This is a genomic window from Citrobacter sp. Cf072, from assembly GCF_030334485.1.
GTDB lineage: Bacteria > Pseudomonadota > Gammaproteobacteria > Enterobacterales > Enterobacteriaceae > Citrobacter > Citrobacter freundii.
This window is the reverse complement of record NZ_JAOWDX010000047.1, coordinates 295,694-311,391: the sequence shown is the minus strand read 5'-3', so window position 1 is coordinate 311,391 and position 15,698 is coordinate 295,694. Positions and strand designations below refer to the sequence as shown.

At 53.1% G+C, this 15,698-nt stretch carries 17 protein-coding genes; 12 read left to right on the top strand and 5 right to left on the bottom strand.

Features of this window, described 5'->3' with window-relative positions:
* The first annotated feature begins 8 nt into the window (after nt 1–8).
* Together OGX66_RS20185 and OGX66_RS20180 are read left to right on the top strand one after the other, a co-directional pair.
* A complete protein-coding gene (locus tag OGX66_RS20185) occupies nt 9–1,439 on the top strand; it encodes an SDR family oxidoreductase (protein ID WP_003840194.1) in 1,431 nt (476 codons plus the stop codon).
* 97 nt (nt 1,440–1,536) lie between these two features.
* Entirely contained in the window at nt 1,537–2,550 is a 1,014-nt protein-coding gene (locus OGX66_RS20180; protein WP_003840192.1) for a 3-beta-hydroxysteroid dehydrogenase, read from the top strand.
* A 105-nt stretch (nt 2,551–2,655) separates the two neighbouring features.
* Here OGX66_RS20180 and OGX66_RS20175 read toward each other — a convergent pair whose 3' ends face one another.
* Together OGX66_RS20175 and OGX66_RS20170 are read right to left on the bottom strand one after the other, a co-directional pair.
* Nucleotides 2,656–3,486 (bottom strand): N-acetylmuramoyl-L-alanine amidase, encoded by an 831-nt coding sequence (locus OGX66_RS20175; protein ID WP_044711369.1) that lies wholly within the window; start codon nt 3,484–3,486, stop codon nt 2,656–2,658.
* Nucleotides 3,483–3,806: a heavy metal-binding domain-containing protein gene (locus tag OGX66_RS20170; RefSeq protein ID WP_001160725.1), complete on the bottom strand. Its 324-nt coding sequence runs from the start codon at nt 3,804–3,806 to the stop codon at nt 3,483–3,485. The genes OGX66_RS20175 and OGX66_RS20170 overlap by 4 nt, the downstream gene beginning before the upstream one ends.
* 126 nt (nt 3,807–3,932) lie before the next feature.
* Between OGX66_RS20170 and OGX66_RS20165 the strand changes: the two genes are divergently transcribed.
* From OGX66_RS20165 to yegS, 7 genes are all read left to right on the top strand, one after another.
* Complete coding sequence (locus tag OGX66_RS20165) at nt 3,933–4,448, top strand: lipoprotein (protein ID WP_016150628.1); 516 nt, start codon at nt 3,933–3,935, stop codon at nt 4,446–4,448.
* A gap of 225 nt (nt 4,449–4,673) precedes the next feature.
* Nucleotides 4,674–5,402: an arginine ABC transporter ATP-binding protein ArtP gene (gene artP, locus OGX66_RS20160; protein WP_003027295.1), complete on the top strand. Its 729-nt coding sequence runs from the start codon at nt 4,674–4,676 to the stop codon at nt 5,400–5,402.
* Nucleotides 5,403–5,418: 16 nt separating this feature from the next.
* Nucleotides 5,419–6,150 carry an arginine ABC transporter substrate-binding protein ArtI gene (artI, locus tag OGX66_RS20155; RefSeq protein WP_003027298.1) on the top strand — a complete coding sequence of 244 codons (732 nt, stop codon included), beginning with the start codon at nt 5,419–5,421 and terminating at the stop codon, nt 6,148–6,150.
* 6 nt (nt 6,151–6,156) lie between these two features.
* Nucleotides 6,157–6,873 carry an arginine ABC transporter permease ArtQ gene (artQ, locus tag OGX66_RS20150; protein ID WP_003027301.1) on the top strand — a complete coding sequence of 239 codons (717 nt, stop codon included), beginning with the start codon at nt 6,157–6,159 and terminating at the stop codon, nt 6,871–6,873.
* Nucleotides 6,873–7,541 (top strand): arginine ABC transporter permease ArtM, encoded by a 669-nt coding sequence (gene artM, locus OGX66_RS20145; RefSeq protein WP_003840185.1) that lies wholly within the window; start codon nt 6,873–6,875, stop codon nt 7,539–7,541. The genes artQ and artM overlap by 1 nt, the downstream gene beginning before the upstream one ends.
* A 262-nt stretch (nt 7,542–7,803) precedes the next feature.
* Entirely contained in the window at nt 7,804–8,535 is a 732-nt protein-coding gene (gene artJ, locus OGX66_RS20140; RefSeq protein ID WP_003027308.1) for an arginine ABC transporter substrate-binding protein ArtJ, read from the top strand.
* 132 nt (nt 8,536–8,667) lie between these two features.
* Nucleotides 8,668–9,567, top strand: coding sequence for a lipid kinase YegS (yegS, locus tag OGX66_RS20135; protein WP_044711374.1), 900 nt, complete (start codon nt 8,668–8,670; stop codon nt 9,565–9,567).
* A 22-nt stretch (nt 9,568–9,589) separates the two neighbouring features.
* Here yegS and fbaB read toward each other — a convergent pair whose 3' ends face one another.
* Nucleotides 9,590–10,642, bottom strand: coding sequence for a class I fructose-bisphosphate aldolase (gene fbaB / locus OGX66_RS20130; RefSeq protein WP_003027312.1), 1,053 nt, complete (start codon nt 10,640–10,642; stop codon nt 9,590–9,592).
* A 252-nt stretch (nt 10,643–10,894) separates the two neighbouring features.
* Here fbaB and OGX66_RS20125 point away from each other — a divergent pair, with 252 nt between their 5' ends.
* The 3 genes from OGX66_RS20125 to OGX66_RS20115 are packed head-to-tail and all read left to right on the top strand — an operon-like array spanning nt 10,895 to nt 14,135.
* Nucleotides 10,895–12,172, top strand: a complete 1,278-nt coding sequence (locus tag OGX66_RS20125; RefSeq protein WP_088903289.1) for a nucleoside permease — start codon at nt 10,895–10,897, stop codon at nt 12,170–12,172.
* Complete coding sequence (locus tag OGX66_RS20120) at nt 12,169–13,173, top strand: ADP-ribosylglycohydrolase family protein (protein ID WP_060854713.1); 1,005 nt, start codon at nt 12,169–12,171, stop codon at nt 13,171–13,173. Before OGX66_RS20125 ends, OGX66_RS20120 begins: the two co-directional genes overlap by 4 nt.
* Entirely contained in the window at nt 13,170–14,135 is a 966-nt protein-coding gene (locus tag OGX66_RS20115; protein WP_088903288.1) for a PfkB family carbohydrate kinase, read from the top strand. Before OGX66_RS20120 ends, OGX66_RS20115 begins: the two co-directional genes overlap by 4 nt.
* Here the strand turns inward: OGX66_RS20115 and OGX66_RS20110 are convergent.
* Nucleotides 14,109–14,855, bottom strand: a complete 747-nt coding sequence (locus tag OGX66_RS20110) for a GntR family transcriptional regulator (protein WP_088903287.1) — start codon at nt 14,853–14,855, stop codon at nt 14,109–14,111. The two genes, OGX66_RS20115 and OGX66_RS20110, sit on opposite strands and share 27 nt — an antisense overlap.
* A 42-nt stretch (nt 14,856–14,897) precedes the next feature.
* Nucleotides 14,898–15,698, bottom strand: coding sequence for a bifunctional hydroxymethylpyrimidine kinase/phosphomethylpyrimidine kinase (thiD, locus tag OGX66_RS20105; protein WP_088903286.1), 801 nt, complete (start codon nt 15,696–15,698; stop codon nt 14,898–14,900).

Genomic DNA, 15,698 nt, shown 5'->3' with positions numbered 1-15,698 from the left:
AGATGGGCGTGCCGCAACGGATTTTGGTTCTTGGCGCCAGTGGCTACATTGGTCAGCATTTGGTACAGGCGCTCAGTCAGCAAGGGCATCAGGTGTTGGCTGCGGCACGTCGCATTGAACGACTGGAAAAGCAGCAACTGGCCAACGTCAGTTGCCATAAGGTCGATTTGAATTGGCCAGATAACCTCACCCCGCTACTGGTGGGTGTTGATACGGTTTATTACCTGGTCCATGGCATGGGTGAAGGCGGTGATTTTATCGCCCACGAACGTCAGGTGGCGATGAACGTCCGCGATGCACTGCGTAATACAGCGGTCAAACAGCTTATTTTCCTGAGCTCATTACAGGCTCCCCGGCATGAACAATCCGATCATCTGCGTGCGCGACAGATAACCGCAGATACTCTGCGTGAATCAGGCGTGCCAATGACGGAATTGCGCGCGGGCATTATCGTGGGGGCAGGTTCCGCTGCCTTTGAAGTGATGCGCGACATGGTCTACAACCTGCCGGTACTCACCCCTCCGCGCTGGGTGCGCTCACGTACCACACCCATCGCGCTGGAGAATTTGATGTACTACCTGGTGGCGTTGTTGGATCATCCCACGCAACATCACCGCGTACTCGAAGCAGCCGGCCCGCAGGTGTTGAGCTATCAGGAACAGTTCGAGCATTTTATGGCGGTCAGCGGTAAACATCGCCTGCTCATCCCCATCCCCTTCCCTACCCGCTGGATTTCGGTCTGGTTTTTAAACGTCATTACGTCAGTGCCGCCAACCACGGCCAAGGCGCTGATCCAGGGCTTAAAACACGACCTGCTGGCCGATGACACCGAACTACGTGCGCTGATCCCGCAAAAGCTGATTGCCTTTGATGACGCGGTGCGCAGTACGTTGAAGGAAGAAGAAAAGCTGGTCAACTCCAGCGACTGGGGTTACGACGCGCAGGCGTTTGCCCGCTGGCGTCCAGAATATGGCTATTTCGCCAAACAAGCTGGCTTTAGCGTTGAAACCGCCGCCAGCAAAAAAGCACTGTGGCAGGTAGTGAATCGACTCGGCGGCAAAGAAGGCTATTTCTTTGGCAATATTCTATGGAAGACGCGCGCGGCCTTGGACCTGCTGGTCGGCCATAAGCTGGCAAAAGGTCGTCCCGAACACCCACTATTGCAAGTTGGCGACACCGTTGATAGCTGGAAAGTCATCATCGTTGAGCCGGAGAAACAGCTGACGCTGCTGTTTGGGATGAAAGCGCCGGGATTGGGTCGCCTGAGCTTCACACTGGAAGATAAAGGCGATCATCGACGCATTGATGTACGCGCCTGGTGGCATCCGCACGGTATGCCTGGCCTCTTCTACTGGCTGTTGATGATCCCCGCGCACCTGTTCATTTTCAGGGGGATGGCGAAGCGTATAGCCAAACTTGCAGAACAAATCACAGACTAATGATAAAAAGAGCCTGTATTCTTTCATGTTTCCCATTGCATACAGGCGTATTTCACGGAAGAATGCGCACGACGTTTTTTAAACACAGTGGATTGATATGAAGGTACTGGTTACCGGAGCCACCAGCGGCTTGGGCCGAAACGCGGTTGAGTTTTTATGCAGCAAAGGCGTCAGCGTCAGAGCCACCGGTCGCAACGAAGCGATGGGCAAGCTGCTGGAGAAAATGGGCGCAGAATTTGTGCATGCGGATTTGACCGAGCTGGTTTCTTCGCAAGCAAAAGTGATGCTTGCCGGCATCGACACGCTGTGGCACTGCTCCAGTTTTACCTCACCGTGGGGAACTCAGGAAGCCTTCGATCTGGCCAACGTTCGCGCAACTCGCCGTCTGGGCGAGTGGGCCGTGGCCTGGGGCGTTCGCAACTTCATTCATATCTCCTCGCCGTCGCTCTATTTTGATTATCACCACCATCGCGATATCAAAGAGGACTTTCGTCCGCACCGCTTCGCCAATGAATTTGCCCGCAGCAAAGCAGCTGGCGAAGACGTGATCGCGTTGCTGGCGCAGGCCAACCCGCAGACGCGTTTTACGGTATTGCGTCCGCAAAGCCTGTTCGGACCACACGATAAGGTCTTTATCCCGCGCCTGGCCCATATGATGTACCACTATGGCAGCATCCTGTTGCCGCACGGCGGAAGTGCGCTGGTAGATATGACCTACTACGAAAATGCAGTGCACGCGATGTGGCTGGCAAGTCAGCAAGCCTGCGATAAGCTGCCGTCAGGTCGCGCGTACAACATTACCAACGGCGAGCATCGCACTCTGCGCAGCATTGTGCAGAAACTCATCGACGAGCTGAATATTGATTGTCGGATCCGCTCCGTTCCCTACCCGATGCTGGACATGATTGCCCGCAGCATGGAGCGCTTAGGCAATAAATCGGCAAAAGAGCCAAAGCTGACGCATTACGGCGTATCGAAGCTAAATTTTGATTTTACGCTGGATACTACCCGCGCTCAGGAAGAGTTGGGTTATCAGCCCATTGTGACGCTGGATGCAGGGATTGAACGTACCGCGGCCTGGTTGCGCGACCACGGTAAGCTGCCGCGTTAACCATTGCCGGATGGCGGCGCAAGCGCCTTATCCGGCCTACAAAATCCAGCCTAAATTAGCCGTAGGCCTGATAAGCGAAGCACCATCAGGCATTGGTGTTCTGCGTTAACCCTGCCCGTATTTTTCCAGTAACGCTTCGGCAATCGCCTGAGTTTCCGCATCCGCCACGCCGTTCCACAGCGTCGGGCGGAAGTGCATCTGGAAGGCCATAATCACCCGCTGCTGTTCGCGCGGCGTCATATCAGATTTTATCTCATAGCCGTAACGCGACAGCAGATCGAGTAAAGATTCGGTTGCTACCGGCGTATGAGGCGCTCGCCCGGCAAGATAAAACGCTACGCGCTGAGTGTCCGGCCACGCGCCAATTCCCTGTTCGGCCAGCACTTTCCATGGGAAAAGCGGTCCAGGATCGTCCTTACGTTGCGGCGCGATGTCCGCATGGGCTAACACGTTCTGCGGTTTTATGTCGTAGCGGGCGATAATATCTTTCGCCAATGGGATCAGCGCCTGAATCTGCGCGGGCTCAAACGGCGCAAAATATTTTATCCCTGCCGATTTTTGCCAGCCGCGGTTTTCCAGCTCAATGCCAATTGAGGTATCGTTAATACGCGTAGCGCCACGCCAGAAGCTAATCCCCGCATGCCAGGCCAGATCTTTTTCCGGCACCAGTTGCCAGATACGCGGTTTGCCGTGGTAGAGCGGCGGCACAGCCGGGATCAAATAGTGCGAGCTGACGTTTTTATCGGTCAGCGTAGCCAGAGAAGAGTCAAAATCATCGGCCGTGTAATGGATAACCAGCACTTTAATGCGTGGATAAGCAGCCTGTGCCTGACGGCGGGTATCTAACTGATACCCGTCTTTGTCGACAATCCCTTTTTCGCCAGCACATCCCACCAGCAACAGCGTAAATGCCAGCAGACACAACAGACGCTTCATCGGCGAGTTTTCACCGCGGTACCGCTGACGCTCACCATTAGCATACTGCCGTCTTTGCCCACGGTTTCGTAATCAATATCAATACCGACCACCGCATCAGCACCCAGCGCTTTGGCCTGTTCGCCCAACTCCTGGAAAGCAATTTCACGCGCTTTACGCAGCTCTTTTTCATACGCGCCGGAGCGACCGCCGACAATATCGCGAATGCCGGCGAAAAAATCGCGGAAGATATTCGCGCCTAAAATGGCTTCGCCAGTCACAACACCGCAGTATTCCACGATGCTCTGTCCTTCCAGCGTAGGGGTAGTCGAAAACTGCATGGTTAATCTCCTTTTTGCGCTAAGAGCACGATCTCAAAAGCATTATCGAACCGATCCACTATCATTGAAAGGATATATTCTATCAACGTAGAACACTAATAGTAGAAAGCTAATAAGGAAATCATTATGCGCTACTCGAAACTCTCTCTGCTGGTTCCCTGTGCACTCCTTCTCAGCGCCTGTACGACCGTGACGCCGGTCTATAAAGATAACGGCACGCGTAGCGGTTCATGCGTAGAAGGCGGGCCAGACAGCGTGGCTCAACAATTCTATGATTACCGTATTCAGCATCGAAACAATGATCTTACCCCACTTCGTCCATACCTTAGCGACAACCTGGCTAAACTGCTGACCGACGCCAGCCGCGATAATGCACACCGCGACCTGTTTAACAGCGATCCGTTCTCCAGTCGGGCTACGTTACCGGACAGTGCCAGCGTCGCCAGCGCATCGACTATTCCGAATAGTGATGCACGCAACATTCCGCTACGCGTAGAGCTGAAACAGGGTGACCAGAGCTGGCGTGATGAAGTGCTGATGATCCGCGAAGGCCAGTGCTGGGTCGTTGATGATGTACGCTATCTGGGCGGCAGCGTACACGCGCCAGCCGGGACGTTGCGCCAGTCTGTCGAAAACCGTTAATCGCGCCATTTACTCGCCCAAATCATAACCCCCATTAATTGTCTGGCATTCTGCATAGAATGCCGACAATTATTCTTGCCCACTGGTGGCCCCGCTATTTTGTGCTATGTTTAGAGAAGAATGCGGTTTGCATTTAACTTTTAACGCATAAATATTGCATAACTATTCTGTCAAAGGTAGTATCTGCGGCTTCAATAGCTATCAGACTGCCAGTATCGAGTGTCAATGAGTATTCAATTAAACGGCATTAACTGCTTCTACGGCGCACATCAGGCGCTGTTCGATATCACGCTGGATTGCCCTCAGGGTGAAACACTGGTGTTACTTGGCCCAAGTGGAGCCGGGAAAAGCTCGCTACTGCGCGTACTCAACCTGCTTGAGATGCCGCGCTCGGGCACGCTCTCTATTGCGGGTAACCGTTTCGACTTCACGAAAACCCCGTCAGATAAAGCCATTCGGGATCTGCGTCAAAACGTGGGCATGGTCTTCCAGCAATATAATCTTTGGCCGCATCTCACGGTGGTGCAGAACCTGATTGAAGCGCCCTGCCGCGTACTGGGTCTGACAAAAGAGCAAGCGATGGCGCGTGCCGAGAAACTGCTGGAACGACTGCGTCTGAAGCCGTACAGCGATCGCTATCCACTGCATCTGTCCGGCGGCCAGCAGCAGCGTGTGGCCATTGCCCGCGCGTTGATGATGGAACCACAGGTGCTGCTGTTTGATGAGCCTACCGCAGCGCTTGACCCGGAAATCACCGCCCAAATCGTCAGCATCATTCGTGAGCTGGCGGAAACCAATATTACTCAGGTGATCGTCACCCACGAAGTGGAAGTTGCTCGTAAAACGGCCAGTCGCGTGGTGTACATGGAAAACGGTCATATCGTCGAGTTTGGGGATGCGAGCTGCTTTGCCAACCCGCAAACCGAAGCGTTTAAAAACTATCTTTCTCACTAAGATTCGGGACAATACAATGAAAAAAGTTCTGATTGCCGCGCTAATCGCAGGTTTTAGTCTTTCCGCTACCGCAGCCCAAACCATTCGTTTCGCCACCGAAGCGTCTTATCCTCCGTTTGAATCGATCGATGCTAACAACAAGATCGTAGGGTTTGACGTTGATCTGGCGAATGCGCTGTGTAAAGAGATTGACGCTACCTGTACCTTCACCAATCAGGCCTTCGACAGCCTGATCCCGAGCCTGAAATTCCGTCGTTTTGACGCGGTGATGGCCGGTATGGACATCACGCCTGAGCGTGAAAAACAGGTTCTGTTCACCACCCCTTACTACGACAACTCTGCGCTGTTTGTTGGCCAACAGGGTAAATACACCAGCATTGATCAGCTGAAAGGCAAAAAAGTCGGCGTTCAAAACGGGACGACGCACCAGAAATTCATCATGGATAAACATCCGGAAGTGACTACCGTGCCGTATGACAGCTATCAGAATGCCAAACTCGATCTGCAAAACGGTCGTATTGACGGCGTCTTTGGTGATACCGCAGTAGTAACAGAGTGGCTGAAAGACAATCCAAAACTGGCCGCGGTTGGCGACAAAGTCACGGATAAAGATTACTTCGGTACTGGTCTGGGCATCGCTGTGCGCCAGGGCAATACCGAGCTGCAGCAGAAATTTAACGCTGCGCTGGAAAAAGTGAAGAAAGATGGGACTTACGAGACCATCTACAACAAATGGTTCCAGAAGTAATATTTGATGAATGAATTTTTTCCTTTAGCAAGCGCCGCCGGGATGACCGTCGGCCTTGCCGTTTGTGCGCTGATTATTGGCCTTGCACTCGCCATGTTTTTTGCCGTCTGGGAGTCAGTAAAATGGCGCCCGGTGGCATGGGCGGGCTCGGCCCTGGTCACCATCCTGCGCGGTCTGCCAGAAATTCTGGTGGTTCTGTTTATCTATTTCGGCTCCTCACAACTGCTGCTGACGCTGGCCGATGGCTTTACGATCAATCTCGGGTTTGTACAAATCCCGGTTCAGATGCAGATCGAAAACTTCGACGTCAGCCCGTTCCTGTGCGGTGTCATTGCACTGTCATTGCTGTATGCCGCTTACGCGTCGCAAACGCTGCGTGGCGCGCTGAAGGCCGTGCCACTCGGGCAATGGGAGTCAGGTCAGGCGTTAGGTTTGTCTAAAGCAGCGATCTTCTTTCGTCTGGTGATGCCGCAGATGTGGCGTCATGCCTTACCGGGACTGGGTAACCAGTGGCTGGTATTGCTGAAAGATACCGCGCTGGTCAGCCTTATCAGCGTGAACGATCTGATGCTGCAAACGAAGAGTATTGCCACCCGTACCCAGGAGCCGTTTACCTGGTACATTGTGGCAGCCGCTATTTACCTGGTGATTACGCTGGTGAGTCAGTACATTCTCAAACGCATTGACCTGCGCGCGACACGTTTTGAGCGGAGACCAGGCTGATGCTTGAGTATTTACCTGAATTGTTGAAAGGGCTGCATACCAGCCTGACGCTGACAGTCGCCTCCATCGTAGTTGCTCTGGTGCTGGCGCTGATCTTCACCGTCATCCTGACGCTGAAAACGCCGGTGCTGGTGTGGCTGGTTCGCGCCTATATCACGCTGTTTACCGGTACACCGCTGCTGGTGCAAATCTTCCTGATCTACTACGGACCAGGACAGTTTCCGGCATTGCAAGAATATCCGGTGCTGTGGCATCTGCTCTCTGAACCCTGGTTATGCGCCTTAATTGCGCTGTCGTTAAACAGTGCGGCCTACACTACGCAACTGTTCTACGGCGCTATCCGTGCAATCCCGGAAGGCCAGTGGCAGTCCTGCGGTGCATTGGGGATGAGCAAAAAGGATACGCTGGCGATTCTGTTGCCGTACGCCTTTAAACGCGCCCTCTCCTCATATTCCAACGAAGTGGTGCTGGTATTTAAAAGTACCTCACTGGCTTACACCATCACCCTGATGGAAGTCATGGGTTATAGCCAGCTGCTGTACGGTCGTACTTATGACGTTATGGTATTCGGTGCTGCGGGTGTGATTTACCTGATCGTCAACGGCTTGCTGACGCTGATGATGCGCCTAATCGAACGTAAAGCGCTGGCGTTTGAACACCGGAATTAAGCATATGCCTGATGGCGCTACGCTTATCAGGCCTACGGTTCATGCACCTTTTGTAGGCCGGATAAGGTGCTAGCACCACCATCCGGCAAATATGCATAAATTAAAATAATAAAGACGGACAACAACCTAAATTGTCCGTCTTTTTTTATGCCATTAAAAATATTTAATCATTTTTATTGCATATAAATTCATTAAATGGCATTGTTAATCCACGCCGCAGACACGGTAAATAATCATAAGATTGACAGACGGGAGTTCCACCATGAAAAAGTTAGTACTGGCCGCATTACTTGCTACTTTCGCCGCTGGCGCCTCAGCTGCTGATAAAATTAGTTTCGGTGTATCAGCCACGTATCCGCCATTTGAATCACTGGACGCTAGTAATAAAATTGTCGGTTTTGACATCGACCTGGCAACGGCGCTGTGCAAACAAATGCAGGCAGAATGTACTTTCACCAATCACGCTTTCGATAGCCTGATCCCCGCGCTGAAATTCAAGAAATATGATGCGGTTATTTCCGGAATGGATATCACACCTGAGCGTAGCAAGCAGGTTGCATTTACTCAGCCTTACTATGCCAACTCCGCGCTGGTGATTGCGAAAAAAGACACCTATAAAACCTTTGCCGACCTGAAAGGTAAGCGCATCGGTATGGAAAACGGCACCACCCATCAGAAATACCTGCAGGATAAACATCCTGAGGTGAAAACCGTGGCCTACGATAGCTATCAGAATGCGATTATCGACCTGAAAAATGGCCGTATTGATGGCGTATTTGGCGATACTGCTGTGGTTAACGAGTGGCTGAAAACCAACCCGCAGTTAGGCGTAGCCACTGACAAAGTAACCGACCCGCAATACTTCGGTACTGGCCTTGGCATCGCGGTTCGCCCGGATAACAAAGCCCTGCTGGAAAAACTGAACAGCGCGCTGGCGGCAATCAAAGCTGACGGCACGTACCAGAAAATCAGCGATCAGTGGTTCCCGCAGTAACGTCTGCCCAATCTGAAAAGCCGCGCTCTGCGGCTTTTTTTTATCTCTTCGCCTGCGCTTTCAGTCAGTTCTTACGCCATAAACACTTTCCTGGCATACACTTGTTAAAACGAAAAAAAGTGAGGCAAACGGATGATAGCGTTCCCTGCCAGTTTACTGATCCTCAATGGAAAAAGTGCTGATAATCTCCCCCTGCGTGATGCCATTGCGAAGCTTCGCGATGAAGGCGTGGAAATCCATGTTCGCGTGACCTGGGAAAAAGGCGATGCCCAACGCTACGTTGATGAAGCTCGTCAGCTAGGCGTTGAAACGGTGATTGCCGGCGGCGGCGACGGCACCATCAACGAAGTTTCGACGGCGCTGATCCAGTCGCAGGGCGGCAATATTCCGGCGCTGGGTATTTTACCGTTGGGAACGGCAAATGATTTTGCCACCAGCGTGGGGATACCCGACGACCTCGATAAGGCATTAAAGCTGGCTATCGCCGCAAATGCGACAGCGATCGATATGGTGCAGGTCAATGATAAAACCTGTTTTATCAACATGGCGACCGGCGGCTTTGGCACACGTATCACTACCGAAACGCCGGAAAAACTCAAAGCTGCGTTGGGTGGCGTATCATACTTTATCCACGGATTAATGCGCATGGATACGCTCAAACCCGACGTCTGCGATATTCGTGGGGAAGATTTTCACTGGCAAGGTAAGGCGCTGGTGATTGGTATCGGTAATGGTCGTCAGGCTGGAGGCGGGCAACAGCTTTGCCCAACGGCGCTGATCAACGATGGTCTGTTGCAACTGCGCATTTTTACCGGCGAAGAACTGTTGCCAGGGCTGCTTTCGGCGTTAACGCAATCCGAAGACAACCCTAACATCATCGAGGGCGCATCATCGTGGTTTGATATCCGCGCCCCACACGAAATTACCTTTAATCTTGACGGCGAACCGCTCAGCGGACAGGAGTTTCATATTGAAATCCTGCCTGAGGCGTTACGTTGCAGACTGCCGCCGGGTTGTCCACTGTTGCGCTAACACAACGACACCCCGGCTGTAATCAGGCGATGGTAACTTTGCTGTCCAGATAAACATCCTGCACGGCGTTAATCAGCTTAACGCCGTCGGCCATGGTTTTCTTGAATGCTTTGCGTCCAAGAATCAGCCCCATGCCGCCTGCTCGTTTGTTAATCACCGCCGTACGTACCGCATCACTGAGATCGGTTTCGCCGCCAGCCGCGCCGCCGGAGTTAATTAACCCGGCGCGCCCCATATAACAGTTCGCCAGTTGATAACGTACCAGGTCAATTGGATTCTCGCTGGTCAACTTGGTGTAGACGCGATCGTCGGTGTAGCCAAAATTAACCGCTTTATACCCACCGTTATTTTCCGCCATTTTCTGCTTAACGATATCCGCTCCGATAGTGGCAGCCAGATGGTTAGCCTGTCCGGTAAGATCGGCAGAAACATGGTAATCCACGCCATCTTTTTTAAACGCGGAGTTACGCAGATACGCCCACAACACGGTAACCATACCCAGCTCATGGGCGCGCTCAAACGCGGCCGAAATCTCCTCAATCTGGCGACGGGACTCTTCTGAACCGAAATAGATGGTTGCCCCTACCGCAACCGCGCCCATATTGAACGCCTGCTCTACGCTGGCATACAGCGTCTGGTCGAACGTATTCGGATAGCTCAGCGTTTCGTTGTGGTTAATTTTAACGAGGAACGGAATGCGGTGCGCGTAGCGACGGGAGACAGAAGCCAGCACGCCATAGGTCGATGCCACGCAGTTACACCCTGCTTCGATAGCCAGCTCCACAATATTCTTCGGATCAAAGTACAGCGGGTTAGCCGCAAACGATGCGCCAGCGGAGTGCTCCACCCCCTGGTCCACCGGCAGAATCGACAGATACCCTGTCCCGGCCAGTCGCCCGGTGTTATACAGCGTCTGCATGTTACGCAGCACGGCAGGCGGCCGGTTGTTATCCACCATCACACGGTCGACGTAATCATGTCCAGGCAGGTAAAGTTGATCAGAAGGAATGGTCATACAACGATGCTGTAAAAGGTTGTCGGCGTCTTTGCCAAGCAACTGCGCAATATCAGTCATAGCTATGCTCCCGTAATTTCCGATTTGAAACCGGAATGTGGATTGTCCTGACCCGCCTTTTTGCGGGCAGCATTAAGCCTGGTACCGACTGCGTATTTTTTCCATCTTTAGCGCACTTTTCAGCAACTTCTGCTGGCTCGATTCAAGAAGAAATAATGTTAAGGCGGTCAAATTTAGACCACAAAGGTATTTTAAAGGTATTACCTAATGGTACTATCAATGCGTACCTTACCTGTCATGAAGGATTTAAAGATGAAAACTACAGTTAAGCTGTCGTTCATGATGTTTGTAGAGTGGTTTATCTGGGGCGCCTGGTTTGTACCGCTGTGGCTGTGGCTGAGTAAAAGCGGCTTTAGCGCCGGGGAGATCGGCTGGTCCTACGCTTGTACCGCGATCGCCGCGATCCTGTCGCCCATTCTGGTCGGTTCAATCACTGACCGCTTTTTCTCCGCGCAAAAAGTGCTGGCGGTGTTGATGTTCGTCGGCGCTATTCTGATGTACTTCGCCGCCCAGCAAACAACCTTCAACGGATTCTTCCCGCTGTTACTGGCCTATTCGTTGACCTATATGCCGACGATTGCGCTGACTAACAGTATTGCTTTTGCCAACGTACCGGACGTTGAGCGTGATTTCCCGCGCATACGAGTGATGGGAACCATCGGCTGGATTGCCTCTGGTTTGGCCTGTGGTTTCTTACCGCAAATGCTTGGCTATAGCGACATTTCACCCACCAATATTCCCCTGCTGATCACTGCCGGAAGCTCTGCACTGTTGGGCGTCTTTGCGTTCTTCTTACCGGATACGCCGCCAAAAAGTACCGGCAAAATGGATTTCAAAGTCATGCTGGGTCTGGATGCGCTGATCCTGCTGCGCGATAAAAATTTCCTCGTCTTTTTCTTTTGTTCTTTCCTGTTTGCGATGCCACTGGCGTTCTATTACATCTTCGCCAACGGCTACCTGACAGAAGTCGGAATGAAAAACGCCACCGGTTGGATGACGCTGGGCCAGTTCTCTGAAATCTTCTTTATGCTGGCACTACCGTTTTTCACCAAACGATTTGGCATTAAAAAGGTATTATTGCTTGGTCTTATTACTGCGGCGATCCGCTACGGATTTTTCGTTTACGGTGGTGCGGAAGAATATTTCACTTACGCCCTGCTGTTTCTCGGCATTCTGCTGCACGGTGTCAGTTACGACTTCTATTACGTCACGGCCTACATCTATGTCGATAAAAAAGCTCCGGTTCACATGCGCACTGCAGCGCAAGGGCTTATCACCCTCTGCTGTCAGGGATTCGGCAGCCTGCTCGGTTACCGTCTGGGCGGCGTGATGATGGAAAAAATGTTTGCTTACCAGGAACCGGTTAATGGTCTCACCTTTAACTGGGCTGGCATGTGGGGATTTGGCGCGGTCATGATTGCCGTCATTGCCGTGATGTTTATGATTTTCTTTCGCGAATCTGACAAAGAAATCACCGCCATTAAGGTGGACGTTCGCGATGTAGCGTTGAAACAAGGGGAAGTAAAATGAAAGCAGAACGTATTCTCGGTGCTCTTTATGGGCAGGCGTTAGGGGATGCGATGGGCATGCCGTCGGAACTGTGGCCAAGAACCCGGGTTAAAGCCCATTTCGGTTGGATCGACAGTTTTTTGCCTGGTCCGGCGGAAAATAATGCCGCCTGCTACTTTAACCAGGCAGAGTTTACTGATGACACGTCTATGGCGCTGTGTCTGGCAGATGCCCTGCTTGAGTGCGACGGAGAGATTGTACCCGACGTTATTGGTCGCAATATTCTGGCCTGGGCAGAGCGTTTTGATGCCTTTAATAAAAACGTGCTCGGCCCGACCTCAAAAATTGCGCTCAAAGCCATTCGCGACGGCAAACCTGTCGCCGAACTGGAGAATAATGGCGTGACCAACGGTGCGGCAATGCGCGTTTCGCCACTGGGATGCCTGCTACCCGCCCGCAATCTTGATGCCTTTATCGATGATGTGGCACTGGCCTCCAGCCCGACGCATAAATCGGATCTGGCTATCGCGGGAGCCGTTGTCGTCGCGTGGGCGGTATCTCGCGCCATCGACGGAGGAACATGGTCGGAGATTGTCGACGCACTACCTGCCATTGCCCTGCACGCGCAGCAAAAACGAATCACCACCTTTAGCGCATCGCTTTGTGCACGCCTTGAACTGGCGCTGAAAATCGTCCGTAACGCCGACGGCATTGAGTCCGCCAGCGAGCAGTTGTATCAGGTTGTGGGGGCAGGAACCAGCACCATTGAGTCTGTGCCTTGCGCCATCGCGATGGTCGAACTGGCGCAGACCGATCCCAACCGCTGCGCCATTCTGTGCGCGAACCTCGGCGGCGATACCGATACCATCGGAGCGATGGCAACCGCCATTTGTGGCGCGCTGCACGGCGTCGACGCGATTGACCCGGCATTGAAGCAGGAGTTGGATGCGGTTAATGAGCTGGACTTTACCCGCTACGCCAACGGGTTAATTCGACTGCGTGAGCAGCGGGAGGCACTATGAGCACCACGCGCCTGCAACAACTTCTCCCGCAGTTACGTACACAGCGGCCTGTAACGGTGGTGGGTGCAGCGGTGATTGATGTCATTGCCGATGCGTATGCCCTCCCCTGGCGAGGCTGTGATATCGAACTCAAACAGCAAGGCGTGAACGTTGGCGGCTGCGCGCTGAATATTGCCGTAGCGCTCAAGCGTTTAGGTATCGACGCCAGTAATGCGTTACCGCTGGGTCAGGGGGTGTGGGCCGACATTATCCGCAATCGGATGGCAAAAGAGGGGCTGCACAGCCTGATCGACAACGCCGAAGGCGATAACGGCTGGTGTCTGGCGCTGGTGGAACCGGATGGCGAACGTACCTTTATGTCCTTTAGCGGCGTTGAGAATCAGTGGAATGCCGCCTGGCTGGCACAGCTGGATATCCCGCGTCATAGCCTGGTGTATCTCTCGGGTTATCAGCTAGCGTCCCCGTGCGGTGAATTGCTGGTGCAGTGGCTGGAAGGACTGGAAGAGGTGACACCGTTTATCGATTTTGGCCCGCGCATCGGCGACATTCCCGAGCCCTTACTGGTACGAATTATGGCCTGCCGTCCGCTGGTGTCACTTAATCGTCAGGAGGCGGAAATTGCTGCCGAGCGATTTGCATTGAGTCAGGATGTGGAAGGTTTTGGCGCAGAATGGGTGCAGCGTTTCACCGCACCGGTGGTAGTGCGTCAGGATAAAGACGGCGCATGGTATTTCAGCGCACAGACATCCGGCTGCGTACCGGCATTTGCAACGGCGGTCATTGATACTATCGGCGCAGGAGACAGCCATGCCGGCGGCATGCTGGCCGGACTAGCGTCTGGCTGGACGCTGGCCGACTCAGTGCTGTTAGGTAACGCGGTGGCGTCCTGGGTAGTTGGGCATCGTGGCGGCGATTGCGCCCCATCACGCGAGGCGCTACTCCTCGCACACAAAAACGTATAGATCGCTACGACAGTAACTGATGCTGTATTCAATAGGCCGTTGCTGCTGGTCAAGCGCTACCTGCTTGATCACCAGTACCGGCACTTTACTATCCATTTGAATGTGCGCCTGGAACTCTGCATCCGGCATTCTGGCGCTAACGCGTGAGCGCGTACGCTGTGGGAAAATATGATGGCTACGAAAATAGTCATACAGAGAAACACCAATGGCATCCACATCATGAATTAGATGTGCGGGTACCCAGGACTCTTCAATAGATACTGCGTCTTCGTCAACGTAACGAATGCGTTTGAGCAGAAAGACATCACTTCCTGTGACAACTGCCAACTGCTGTGCCACCTCTTCCGGGCAAGGTACAATTCTTTTGTTAACCCACAACGTATCCGGTTTTTTACCGCGCAACACCACCTGCTGAGAAAAACCGCGCGCTTCTTTGAGCGAATACTCGAAGATATTGTTGATTTGCGTTCCGTAACCGCGGGCACGTGTTACTACACCCTCTTCTTCCAGGGCCTGCATCGCCTTGCGTACCGTAATCCGAGAAACGCCGGTCAACTGGCTGAGGTCGCGCTCGCCGGGCAGGATATTGCCGTGCTCCAGGATCCCACTGCGCACAGCATTCTTCACCGTCTGCGCAAATTTCATATACAGCGGCGTGTTATCCGCCGCTGAAATACGTTCATTCAGTTGTGCGATAAGCTGGGTATGCGCTTGTTCCATTTATCTTTTCCCTGGCCGCCGTTTCTGCAGCCAGTATACCCATTACCACCACGCGTGAAAATGATGCACCGGACCAATTCCCTCGCCAACTTCCAGCGTGTCTGCCTGTGCCAGCGCCGCTGAAAGCCACAGTTTGGCTTCCTGTACGGTATCGGCCCAGTTGTTATGGCGCGGACGCAGGGCTGCCAACGCCGCCGATAGCGTACAGCCGGTGCCATGGGTATTTTTGGTCATCACCCTCGGCGCGGTAAAACGCTGCTCACCTTTGCGAGTAAAGAGCCAATCGGGGCTTTGCGCGTCATCCAGATGACCGCCCTTCATCAACACCGCCTCGCAACCCAGCGCCCGTAGCGCTCTTCCCTGCTCTAACATCTCCTGCTCAGTCTGCGCATGCGATGCCCCGAGCAGTGCAGCAGCTTCGGGTAAATTAGGGGTGATAATCGAAACCTGTGGCAGCAAACGGGTACGCAGCGTTTCTACCGCCGAGGGTGACAGCAACGGATCGCCGCTTTTTGCCAACATCACCGTGTCCAGCACCACATTTTGTACCCGATGGCGACGCAAACGTTCGGAGACCGCTTCAACAATATCCGTCTCCGCCAACATACCAATTTTTGTGGTGTCGATACGCACATCATTCAACACAGAGTCCAGCTGCGCAGCGACAAAGTCAGGTTCAATACGATACACCGACTGCACCCCGCGCGTATTTTGCGCCACCAACGCCGTAATAACGGAACAGCCGTATGCGCCCAGCGCCGAGAAGGTTTTTAAATCGGCCTGAATACCCGCGCCACCGCTTGGATCGGTTCCGGCGATCGTTAATGCGTTAATCCGTTTCAT

Excerpts from the sequence above, each read along its gene's own strand:
- fbaB (WP_003027312.1), bottom strand. The coding sequence starts at position 10,642 with ATGACTGATATTGCGCAGTTGCTTGGCAAAGACGCCGACAACCTTTTA.
- OGX66_RS20175 (WP_044711369.1), bottom strand. The coding sequence starts at position 3,486 with ATGAAGCGTCTGTTGTGTCTGCTGGCATTTACGCTGTTGCTGGTGGGA.
- OGX66_RS20115 (WP_088903288.1), top strand. The coding sequence starts at position 13,170 with ATGAGCACCACGCGCCTGCAACAACTTCTCCCGCAGTTACGTACACAG.
- artM (WP_003840185.1), top strand. The coding sequence starts at position 6,873 with ATGCTTGAGTATTTACCTGAATTGTTGAAAGGGCTGCATACCAGCCTG.
- artQ (WP_003027301.1), top strand. The coding sequence starts at position 6,157 with ATGAATGAATTTTTTCCTTTAGCAAGCGCCGCCGGGATGACCGTCGGC.
- OGX66_RS20180 (WP_003840192.1), top strand. The coding sequence starts at position 1,537 with ATGAAGGTACTGGTTACCGGAGCCACCAGCGGCTTGGGCCGAAACGCG.
- OGX66_RS20125 (WP_088903289.1), top strand. The coding sequence starts at position 10,895 with ATGAAAACTACAGTTAAGCTGTCGTTCATGATGTTTGTAGAGTGGTTT.
- yegS (WP_044711374.1), top strand. The coding sequence starts at position 8,668 with ATGATAGCGTTCCCTGCCAGTTTACTGATCCTCAATGGAAAAAGTGCT.
- OGX66_RS20165 (WP_016150628.1), top strand. The coding sequence starts at position 3,933 with ATGCGCTACTCGAAACTCTCTCTGCTGGTTCCCTGTGCACTCCTTCTC.
- OGX66_RS20120 (WP_060854713.1), top strand. The coding sequence starts at position 12,169 with ATGAAAGCAGAACGTATTCTCGGTGCTCTTTATGGGCAGGCGTTAGGG.
- artJ (WP_003027308.1), top strand. The coding sequence starts at position 7,804 with ATGAAAAAGTTAGTACTGGCCGCATTACTTGCTACTTTCGCCGCTGGC.
- OGX66_RS20170 (WP_001160725.1), bottom strand. The coding sequence starts at position 3,806 with ATGCAGTTTTCGACTACCCCTACGCTGGAAGGACAGAGCATCGTGGAA.
- thiD (WP_088903286.1), bottom strand. The coding sequence starts at position 15,698 with ATGAAACGGATTAACGCATTAACGATCGCCGGAACCGATCCAAGCGGT.
- artP (WP_003027295.1), top strand. The coding sequence starts at position 4,674 with ATGAGTATTCAATTAAACGGCATTAACTGCTTCTACGGCGCACATCAG.
- OGX66_RS20110 (WP_088903287.1), bottom strand. The coding sequence starts at position 14,855 with ATGGAACAAGCGCATACCCAGCTTATCGCACAACTGAATGAACGTATT.
- artI (WP_003027298.1), top strand. The coding sequence starts at position 5,419 with ATGAAAAAAGTTCTGATTGCCGCGCTAATCGCAGGTTTTAGTCTTTCC.